12 protein-coding genes are annotated in these 9,711 nt (G+C 71.0%); 9 read left to right on the top strand and 3 right to left on the bottom strand.

Features of this window, described 5'->3' with window-relative positions; genetic code table 11:
- Positions 1-32 precede the first annotated feature (32 nt).
- The gene (locus ACILQS_RS13445) at positions 33-479 is read right to left on the bottom strand and encodes a M23 family metallopeptidase (RefSeq protein ID WP_395640641.1); all 447 of its coding nucleotides are present in this window, start codon (positions 477-479) and stop codon (positions 33-35) included.
- 101 nt (positions 480-580) lie between these two features.
- A complete protein-coding gene (locus ACILQS_RS13440) occupies positions 581-1,414 on the bottom strand; it encodes a serine protein kinase RIO (protein WP_395640640.1) in 834 nt (277 codons plus the stop codon).
- Positions 1,415-1,798: 384 nt separating this feature from the next.
- Here ACILQS_RS13440 and rpsB point away from each other — a divergent pair, with 384 nt between their 5' ends.
- The 8 genes from rpsB to ACILQS_RS13400 all read left to right on the top strand — a co-directional run bounded on the left by rpsB (position 1,799) and on the right by ACILQS_RS13400 (position 8,144).
- Positions 1,799-2,794, top strand: coding sequence for a 30S ribosomal protein S2 (rpsB, locus tag ACILQS_RS13435; RefSeq protein ID WP_395640639.1), 996 nt, complete (start codon positions 1,799-1,801; stop codon positions 2,792-2,794).
- A gap of 52 nt (positions 2,795-2,846) precedes the next feature.
- The gene (tsf, locus tag ACILQS_RS13430) at positions 2,847-3,674 is read left to right on the top strand and encodes a translation elongation factor Ts (protein ID WP_395640638.1); all 828 of its coding nucleotides are present in this window, start codon (positions 2,847-2,849) and stop codon (positions 3,672-3,674) included.
- A gap of 147 nt (positions 3,675-3,821) precedes the next feature.
- Entirely contained in the window at positions 3,822-4,562 is a 741-nt protein-coding gene (pyrH, locus tag ACILQS_RS13425; protein ID WP_395640637.1) for a UMP kinase, read from the top strand.
- Entirely contained in the window at positions 4,559-4,861 is a 303-nt protein-coding gene (locus ACILQS_RS13420) for a hypothetical protein (RefSeq protein ID WP_395640636.1), read from the top strand. The genes pyrH and ACILQS_RS13420 overlap by 4 nt, the downstream gene beginning before the upstream one ends.
- Complete coding sequence (locus tag ACILQS_RS13415) at positions 4,858-5,682, top strand: DUF3097 domain-containing protein (protein WP_395640635.1); 825 nt, start codon at positions 4,858-4,860, stop codon at positions 5,680-5,682. The genes ACILQS_RS13420 and ACILQS_RS13415 overlap by 4 nt, the downstream gene beginning before the upstream one ends.
- Positions 5,679-6,542: an EamA family transporter gene (locus ACILQS_RS13410; protein WP_395640634.1), complete on the top strand. Its 864-nt coding sequence runs from the start codon at positions 5,679-5,681 to the stop codon at positions 6,540-6,542. The genes ACILQS_RS13415 and ACILQS_RS13410 overlap by 4 nt, the downstream gene beginning before the upstream one ends.
- Positions 6,543-6,594: 52 nt before the next feature.
- Positions 6,595-7,152 carry a ribosome recycling factor gene (gene frr / locus ACILQS_RS13405; protein ID WP_395640633.1) on the top strand — a complete coding sequence of 186 codons (558 nt, stop codon included), beginning with the start codon at positions 6,595-6,597 and terminating at the stop codon, positions 7,150-7,152.
- On the top strand, positions 7,152-8,144 hold the full coding sequence (locus ACILQS_RS13400; protein WP_395640632.1) for a phosphatidate cytidylyltransferase: 993 nt from the start codon (positions 7,152-7,154) through the stop codon (positions 8,142-8,144). The genes frr and ACILQS_RS13400 overlap by 1 nt, the downstream gene beginning before the upstream one ends.
- Here the strand turns inward: ACILQS_RS13400 and ACILQS_RS13395 are convergent.
- Positions 8,131-8,910: an IclR family transcriptional regulator gene (locus ACILQS_RS13395; protein WP_395640631.1), complete on the bottom strand. Its 780-nt coding sequence runs from the start codon at positions 8,908-8,910 to the stop codon at positions 8,131-8,133. The genes ACILQS_RS13400 and ACILQS_RS13395 overlap by 14 nt on opposite strands.
- A 44-nt stretch (positions 8,911-8,954) precedes the next feature.
- Between ACILQS_RS13395 and ACILQS_RS13390 the strand changes: the two genes are divergently transcribed.
- Positions 8,955-9,711, top strand: a 757-nt coding sequence (locus ACILQS_RS13390) for an Ldh family oxidoreductase (protein WP_395640642.1), incomplete at its 3' end; no start/stop codon positions are given.

Below are 9,711 nucleotides of genomic sequence, written 5' to 3'. Positions count from 1 at the left end.
TACACCGCTGCGCGGCACTCAACCCGCGAGAGCTATTCCAAGGGGTAGAGGATGGCGTGGTCGAGACCGCCGAGGAAGAGCAGCGGGTTGACGTACTCGCCGTCGATGCGCGCGCCGAGGTGCAGGCATGGCGTGCTGCAGTGTCCGGGGAGGAGCACCCCGATGACATCCCCGCGCCGCACGCGGTCGCCGGTCGCGACGAGGGGCTCGACCGGTTCGAACGACGACAGCACGCCACCGGAGTGCCGGATCGAGATCACCGGGCGGTCGACGACGAAGCCGGCGAAATGCACGACGCCGTCGGCCGGCGCCAGTACCTCGACGCCCGCCGTAGCCCGGATGTCGATGCCGCGGTGGCCGGCCGAGTAGGGCGTCGCGGGCGCGATGTACGGTCGCGCAAGCGTGTGCGGCCCCGGGACCGGCCACGCCCAGAGCGCGAGCGCGACCGCGAGACCGACGAGGGCGCGGGGTGGACGCATCCCTCACGATCGCCTGCGCCGCATCCGACCGAGTGCGGGGTGCGGCGATCGGGGGACCGTCGCACCCCGCACGAGCGGGGGAGGGCTCGCTCTCGGCGGGCTCAGAACAGCTCACCCAGAGCGAGGGCGAACAGCTCACCGGCCTCGACCCGGTGCCCTCGCCGCGTGAACCACTCGCCGACGTTGCGGCAGTCCCGTTCCAGCAGTGCCATCCCGTTGGGGTTGGCGACGACGTCGACGAGTTGCGGCAGGTCGATGGCGACCACTCGCCCGTGGTGCACGAGCAGGTTGTACGGCGAGAGGTCGCCGTGCGCGCACCCGGCGCGGGCGAACCCGAGCAGGATCTCGGCGACCTGCGCGTAGAGACCAGCGAGCTCGCGGCCGGTCGCCGTGGACTGCGCGAGACGCGGGGCCGCCACGGTCCCGTCGCCGATGAACTCCATCAGCATCTCGGTGCCGCTCACCTGCACGGGGTAGGGCACCGCGATCCCGCGTTCGTACATGCGGCCGAGCGCGTCGAACTCCGCCAGCGACCAGGTGACGGCGGCGAGACCTGCGCCGTAGGTCGTGCCGCGCTCGATCGCCCGCTGGTCGCGGCTGCGGCGCACGCGGCGCCCCTCCCGGTAGACGCTCGACCGGTGGAAGTCCCGGTGCTCGGTCGACCGGTAGCGTTTCGCGGCGAGCACCGAGCCGGACTCACCCGGCACGGCGCGCTCGAGCAGGAAGACATCCGCCTCCTTGCCCGTCTTGAGGATGCCGAGCTCGGTGTCCATCGCGGCCGCCGAGGTCACCACCCAGTCGGGCCATGGCCGGGGGCCGCGTTCGGTGGGCGTGGTCGACGGCCAGGTGGACCAGCGCTGGCCGGCGCCGGGCTCGACGTCGGCGAAGGTGAAAGTGGGGACGACGAAATCGTCGCCGAAGACAGAAGGGTTCACGAGAAGTGGCTCCGGATGGGGAGGCCACCGAGAGAACTGGTTAGGCGGCGGCCTCGAGGATGACGGGGAAGGTTCCGGTCGCGACAGAGTCGACGTTCATCGGGCGCTCCTCTCCTCATCGGGAGCCGCGGCGTGCGGCAGGGCCTCAGCGTAGTCCTCGGAGCGCTCCCGCTGCTACACTCGACCCGCACTCTCTTTCGGGAGGGTGACTTCGCGTGCCCACGCAGTGCTTCGTGCACGACACCGGCCCAACTCCTTCAGTCCGCTCTTTCCGAGAGCGGCGGATGCGCGCCCGGGCACCAGGGATCCCGTCCACCGGACGGAATCGACACAACTGAGAAATGCGAGTGCGGTCCTGCCGTGCTCGCGAGAAGGAGAACGGCCATGGCCGTCGTCACCATCCGCCAGCTGCTCGACAGCGGCGTGCACTTCGGACACCAGACCCGCCGGTGGAACCCGAAGGTCAAGCGCTTCATCCTGACCGAGCGCTCCGGCATCCACATCATCGACCTGCAGCAGTCGCTGTCGTACATCGACAAGGCGTACGAGTTCGTCAAGGAGACGGTCGCCCACGGCGGCACCGTGCTCTTCGTCGGCACCAAGAAGCAGGCGCAGGAGACCGTGGCCGAGCAGGCGCAGCGCGTCGGCCAGCCCTTCGTCAACCAGCGCTGGCTCGGGGGTCTCCTCACCAACTTCCAGACGGTCTCCAAGCGCCTCGCGCGCATGAAGGAGCTCGAGGAGATCGACTTCGAGGACACCACCAAGGGGTTCACCAAGAAGGAACTCCTCATCAAGAAGCGCGAGCTCGACAAGCTGCACAAGACGCTCGGCGGAATCCGCAACCTGACGAAGACGCCGTCGGCGATCTGGGTCGTCGACGCCAAGCGCGAGCACCTCGCGGTCGACGAGGCCACGAAGCTCGGCATCCCGATCATCGGCATCCTCGACACCAATGCCGACCCCGACGAGCTCCAGTACCCGATCCCGGGCAACGACGACGCGATCCGCTCGGTGGCCCTGCTCACCCGCATCATCGCGGATGCCGCGGCCGAGGGTCTCGTGCAGCGTCACCAGGCGCCGGCCGCCGAGGGCAACGTGTCCGCCGTCGAGCCGCTCGCCGAGTGGGAGGCCGAGCTGCTCGGTGCCTCCGAAGCCGCTGCCCCCGAGGCTGCCGCTCCCGCCGAGGCCCCCGTGGCCGAGGTCGGCGCGACGACCGAGGAGAACGACGCCGACGCCCAGGCCGACGCCGACCTCGCCGCCGGTGACCCGGCGATCGTCCCCGAGCACCACGTCGAGAGCGACGCGGAGACCGAGGCGAAGATCGAGGCCGCAGCGACCGACGACGAGAAGAAGCCCGCCGCCGAGAAGTCCGCGAAGTAACTCTTCGTCTTCGCTTCACACCCCCGTCAGACTCAGAAGTTAGGAAGCATCCATGGCGAACTTCAGCATGGAAGACCTCAAGACGCTGCGCGAGAAGCTCGGCACCGGCATGGTCGACACCAAGAACGCGCTCGTCGAAGCCGAAGGCGACGTCGAGAAGGCGATCGAGATCCTGCGGCTCAAGGGCGCGAAGGGCAACGCGAAGCGTGCCGACCGTTCCACGAGCGAAGGCCTCATCGCGGTCGTCGAGTCGGCCACGGCCGTCACGATGATCGAGCTCGCCTGCGAGACCGACTTCGTCGCGAAGAACGACAAGTTCATCGCGCTCGCCGAGCAGGTCGTGCAGGCCCTCGCCGACTCGGGCGCCGAGACGGTGGATGCGGCGCTCGCCGTCCCCGCCGGCTCCGGCACCGTCGGCAGCCTCATCGAGGACCAGGCGGCGACGATCGGCGAGAAAATCGAGCTGCGTCAGCTCACGCGGATCGCCGGCGACAACTTCGCCGTCTACCTGCACCGCACGAGCAAGGACCTGCCGCCGCAGATCGGTGTCGTCGTCTCCTACACGGGATCCGACGCCGAGACCGCGCGCAGCATCGCCCAGCACATCTCGTTCGCCGCGCCGATCTACCTCACGCGCGACGAGGTCCCGGCCGCCGAGGTCGAGAACGAGCGTCGCATCGTCGAGCAGATCAGCCGCGACGAGGGCAAGCCGGAGGCCGCGCTGCCGAAGATCGTCGAGGGCCGTCTGGGCGCGTTCTTCAAGCAGGTCGCCCTGCTCGAGCAGGACTACGCGCGCGACAACAAGCTCGTCGTCGGCAACGTGGCGAAGGATGCGGGTCTGACCATCACCGGGTTCTCCCGGTTCAAGGTCGGCGCGTAACTCTTTCCTGACGAGAGGCGGACGGCCTCTCAGAAGTCAAGAGCGGGGACCCCTACCCCGATTGACTTCTGAGAGACCGTCCGCCTCTCTCGTTCGTCCCGATCTGAACCGGCCGATCCCGCGCGCTCGGGCTATTAGGGTGAAGTCGTGCCTCCCAAGAAGCAGAAGCGTCGTCGGGTCCTTCTCAAGCTCTCCGGTGAGGCGTTCGGCGGGGGGATGCTCGGGGTCAACCCCGACATCGTCAGCGGGATCGCCCGCGAGATCGCCGCGGCGGCACCCAAGGACCCGTCGGACAGCGGCGGCGTCGAGATCGCCGTGGTCGTCGGCGGCGGCAACTTCTTCCGCGGGGCGGAGCTCAGCCAGCGCGGCATGGATCGAGGCCGCGCCGACTACATGGGCATGCTCGGCACCGTGATGAACGCCCTCGCGCTGCAGGACTTCCTCGAGCAGGCGGGCGCGCAGGTGCGGGTGCAGTCGGCGATCGCGATGACGCAGGTCGCGGAGCCGTACATCCCGTTGCGGGCCGAGCGGCACCTGGAGAAGGGGCGGGTCGTCATCTTCGGCGCCGGCGCGGGGCTGCCGTACTTCTCGACCGACACCGTGAGCGCCCAGCGCGCCCTCGAGATCGGCGCCGACGCGGTGCTCGTCGCCAAGAACGGCGTCGACGGGGTCTACGACGACGACCCGCGGACGAACCCGAACGCGAAGAAGCTCGAGGAGATCTCCTACCAGGAGGCGCTCGTGCAGGGGCTCAAGGTCGTCGACTCGACCGCGTTCAGCCTCTGCATGGACAACGGGATGCCGATGGTCGTCTTCGGCATGGAGCCCGCCGGCAACATCACCAAGGCGCTCACGGGCGACCGGTTGGGGACCCTGGTCCGCGCGTGAACCCGGCCCGCACCGCCTGGATCGCCGTCGGGGCGGTCGTGCTCACGCTCGGCATCGGGCTGCTCGGGATGCCGGTCTTCGTCGGGATGTTCGGCGCTCCGGTCGACCTCGGACTCGCCTTCGTGCTCGCGACGATCGCCGACCTGATCCTCGTCGGCGTCTACGTCGCCGGCATCCTGGTGGCCCGGCGGGACGCCGCGGGCCGAGGCCGGGCCCTGCCGCCCGCGCTCGCCCTGGCCGTCATCGTGGTCGGCGTCGGGGTGGCGTACGGCGTGATCACGACGGTCGCCACGCGGTGACCGATCCGTACGGCGGGGACGTCCTCGCCGGCGATTGGCGCGCGGCCGGCCGACGGGTCGTGCCCGAGGTGCCCGCCGACCGGGGCCTCGTCGTGGAGCGACCCGACGGCTTCGTCGGGGCGGTCGTCGGCGTCGCGAAGCAGACCGTCGACCTCGAGGACCGCCACGGGAAGGTGCGGGCGTTCCCGCTGGGAGCGGGGTTCCTCGTCGACGGCGAGGACGTCATCCTCGTCGTCCCGCGCAGCGCCCCCGCGCCGACCGCGCGCACGGCGTCGGGTAGTCGCGCCGCGCCCCAGGAGCGGGCCCGCGTCGCGCGCGGCAGCCGCATCTACGTCGAGGGGCGCCACGACGCCGAGCTGATCGAGAAGGTGTGGGGCGCCGACCTCCGCGTCGAAGGCGTCGTCGTCGAGCTGCTCGACGGGGCCGACAACCTCGCGGCGGCGCTCGCCGAGTTCCAGCCGTCGACCGGGCGGAGGGCGGGCGTGCTGCTCGACCACCTCGTCGCCGGCTCCAAGGAGAGCCGGATCGCCGCCGCCGCGCGCAGCGACCACGTGCTCGTGGTCGGGCATCCGTTCGTGGATGTCTGGCAGGCGGTGAAGCCGGCGCGGCTGGGGCTCGCGGCGTGGCCGGTGATCCCGCGCGACGTCGAGTGGAAGCACGGCATCTGCGCGGCGCTCGGCTGGCCGCACGACGATCCGGCGGATGTCGCGGCCGCCTGGCAGCGGATCCTCGGCACCGTGCGCGGCTACGGCGACCTCGAGCCGGCGCTGCTCGGCCGGGTCGAGGAGCTGATCGACTTCGTGACGGCGCCCGGGGAGTGACGCCGCTCGTCCTGCTGCTGATCCTGGTCGGCGCCCTCGCTCATGCGACCTGGAACCTCGTCGTCAAGCGCTCCGCCGTCAGCGGACCGACGTTCGTCTGGCTGACGGCGGTCGGGGCGGCGATCGTGCTGGCACCGGTGGGGATCGTCGTCGCGGTGCTCGACCCGCCGACCTGGTCGGACCTCGCCCTGGCCTCCGTCGTGAGCGCCGTGCTGCACGTCGGCTACTTCCTGTCGCTCCAGGCGGGGTACCGGGCCGGCGATGTCGGCGTGGTCTACCCGCTCGCCCGCGGCACCGGTCCACTGCTGTCGGTCGTGTTCGCGATCGTGCTCCTCGGCGAACGCCCCGGCCCGCTCGGGCTGCTGGGCGCGGCGGCCGTCGTCGCGGGGGTCGTGATCATCGGACTCGGCGGGGGCCGCGCGAACTGGCGATCGGCGCGCGCGGGAGTGGTCTGGGGGCTGACGATCGGCGTGATCATCGCCGCCTACACGCTGTGGGACGCGCACGCCGTGACGGCGCTGGCGCTCAGTCCGATCCTGCTCAACGCGGGGACGAGCACCCTCGAGGCGGTGCTCATGACGCCCCTCGCGATACGTCGCTGGGCGGCCGTCCGCAGCGTGTTCCGGGGTCACTGGCGCGACGTGCTCGTCGTGGCCGTGCTCTCGCCGCTGTCGTACATCCTGATCCTCTTCGCGATGCAGCTCGCCCCGGTGTCGATCGTCGCTCCCGCGCGGGAGATCAGTGTCGTCTTCGTCGCCCTGGCCGGGTGGTTGCTGTTCAAGGAGCCGCATCCCGCTCCCCGGCTGACCGGCGCCGTCGTGGTCGTCGGAGGCGTCGCGCTGCTCGCGGCATCGCGCTGAAACGCAGGTTCGACGCCGTAAGCTCGTGCAACGGAAGCGAAGGAGTCCACCCATGGCGATCGCCGATGTCCTCACCGAGGCCCGCGAGAAGATGAACAAGGCCGTCGACGTCGCCAAGGAGGATTTCTCCACCGTGCGCACCGGCCGGGCGAACCCGGCCCTGTTCCAGAAGATCCTGGTCGAGTACTACGGCACGCCGACCCCGCTCGCCCAGCTCGCGAGCCTGCAGAACCCCGAAGCGCGCACCCTGATCGTGACGCCCTACGACAAGTCGGCGCTCAAAGAGATCGAGCGCGCGATCGCGACGTTCCCGAACCTCGGCGCGACGCCGACCAACGACGGCGAGATCATCCGGGTCACGATGCCCGAGATGACCGAGGAGCGCCGCAAGGAATACATCAAGATCGTTCGCGGCAAGAGCGAAGACGCCAAGGTCGCGATCCGCAACGTGCGCCGCAAGGCGAAGGACGACCTGGATGCCCTCGTCAAGGAGGTCGGCGAAGACGACATCGCCCGCGCCGAGAAGGAACTCGACGCGGTCACCAAGACCCACGTCGACGCGATCGAGGACGCCCTGAAGCGCAAGGAAGTCGAGCTGCTCGAGGTCTGATGGCGACCACCGACGACGGCCCGCCGCCCGCCGCCCCGCAGGCTCCCTCGGCCAAGAAGCATCACGCGTTCGACGACCTCGAGCACCGCGTCGAGGAGGCTCGCGCGCAGTTCGACGCGACGAACGAGAGGATCCGGGCGCGCACGGGACGCAACCTGTTCGCCGCCATCGGCATCGGTCTCGTCCTCGGCGGGTTCTTCCTGGCGAGCCTCATCATCCCGGGCTGGGACTGGCTGTTCATGATCCTCGCCGGGGCCCTCGTCGGGTTCACGGTGTTCGAGCTGGCGAGCGCGCTGCGGTTCGCCGGTCGCGACGTGCCGCGGGTCGCCTCGACCGTGGTGGGCGTCGCGACGGTTCCCGCCGCCTTCTTCCTCGGCGTCGAAGGACTCTGGCTCGCGGTTCTCGCCGCCGTGGTGATCATCTCGCTGTGGCGGCTCGGCGAGCAGCTCCGGCCAAGCCACCGCACCGGCACGGCCGCGGTCCTCGGCGACATCGGGGCGGGCGCGCTCGTGCAGGTCTACGTGACCTTCCTCGCCGGACTGTACGTCGTGCTCGTCGGCGTCGAAGTGCCCGCGGGCGCGGTCGGCGGCGAGTGGTGGACTCTCGCATCGATCATCATCGTCGTCATGACCGATATCGGCGCCTACGTCGCGGGTCTCAACTTCGGCAGGCACAAGCTCGCCCCGATCATCAGCCCCGGCAAGACCGTCGAGGGCTTCATCGGCTCGATCGTCGTCGCGGTGATCACCGGCATCCTGCTCGCCTGGCTCATGCTCGGGCAGCCGTGGTGGGTCGGCCTGATCATGGGGGTGCTGCTGGCGCTCGTCGGCACGATGGGCGACCTCGCCGAGTCGCTCATCAAGCGCGACCTCGGCATCAAGGACATCTCGTCGATGCTGCCCGGCCACGGCGGGTTCCTCGACCGGCTCGACTCGATCCTGCCGTCGGCGGCGGTCGCCTACGTGATCTTCCTGGTCGTCACCGGCGCCTAGTCGCGTCCGGTCGCCGCGGCCGCAGCGCCCCGGCGACGGCGAGGGCGGTCGTCGCGACCGCGGGGGCGAACCGCTCGGCCTGGTCGAGGGCGGTCGCCCCGGTCACCGAGATCGCACCGAGCGCCCGGCCGCGCGCGTCGAGGATCGGGGCCGCGACGCAGAACAGCTCGAGGCGCGACTCCTCGACGTCGTAGGCGACGCGGCGTTCGCGGACCCGGGCGAGTTCGCGGCGGAGGGTCTCCGGGTCGGTGATCGTCTTCGGGGTGATCGCCGCGAGCGGTCCGGCGAGCACCTCGTCGATCTCGGCGTCGCCACCGAACGCGAGGATCGCCTTGCCGAGTCCGGTCGCGTGGAGCGCTCCACGGCCGCCCTGCCGGGAGTGCGGCACCCGGAGGGAGCGGGAGGTGATCTTCTCGAGGTACACGATCTCGCCGCCGCTGCGCACGGCGACGTTGACGGTGAGCTGGGTGACCTCGTGCAGGTGGTGGGCGAACGGCAGCGCCGCGTCGCGCAGCGTGACCGGGGTCGGGGCGAGGCTGCCGAGTTCGAACAGCTTCATCCCGAGCCGCACCCCCGCGGTCGTGCGTTCGAGCGCGCCCCACTCGAGCAGTTCGCCGACGAGGCGGTGGGCGGTGGAGCGGGCGACCCCCGACCGGCGGGCGAGCTCGCGGATGCTCAGCTCGGGGGTCTCGGCGTCGAAGGCGTCGAGCATCCCGAGCGCTTTCCGCACGGCGGACGGCGTGTCCTGCTCACCGGGACGCTCCATGGTCGGTCAGCCTACTCCGCTGACAGGATCGGCCCGTGGGCGAGATGACGACGGTGGATGCCGACGCGGTGCGCGCCGCCGTGACCGCCGTGCTGCGCCGCCACGGGGCGACCGCCGACGACGCCGCGATGCAGGCCGACCATCTCGTCGAGGGCGACCTGCGCGGCCATCCCTCGCACGGCATCCGTCGTCTCCCCGTGCTCGTCGAACGCCTCCGCGCCGGGGTCGCGACCTCCGGGATCGACCCCCGGATGACCTGGCGCACGGACGCGGCCCTCGTCGTCGAGGCCGGGGGAGCGCTCGGCCCGGTCGTCGCCCACCGCACGCTCGACCTGCTGCTCGAGCGCGCCGCCACCACGGGCGTCGCGGTCGCGAGCATCCGCGGCGCCGGCCACCTCGGGATGCTCGCCCCCTACCTCGAGCGGATCGTCGCGGCCGGCAGTGCGGGCGTCATCCTCTCCACGAGCGAGGCGCTCGTGCATCCGTGGGGCGGGACGTCCGCGATGGTCGGGACCAACCCCCTGGGGATCGGGGTTCCTTCCGACGGTGAGCCCGTGATCCTCGACATGTCGACCGCCGCGACGCCGATCGGCCGCATCCACGACTACGCCGAGCGCGGCGAGCCGATCCCGCTCGGCTGGGCGATCGACGCCGCCGGACAGCCGACGACGGATGCCGTGGCCGCGGCGCAGGGGTCGGTCTCGCCGTTCGGCGGGCCGAAGGGCTACGCGCTCGGCCTCGCGCTGGAGGCTCTCGTCGGCGTCCTCGCCGGATCGGCCTTCGGGCACGACGTGCGGGGAA

It is taken from the genome of Pseudolysinimonas sp., assembly GCF_044239695.1.
Taxonomy (GTDB): Bacteria; Actinomycetota; Actinomycetes; order Actinomycetales; family Microbacteriaceae; genus Pseudolysinimonas_A.
The sequence above is the reverse complement of the archived record's forward strand: the minus strand, read 5'-3'. Positions and strand labels throughout refer to the sequence as shown.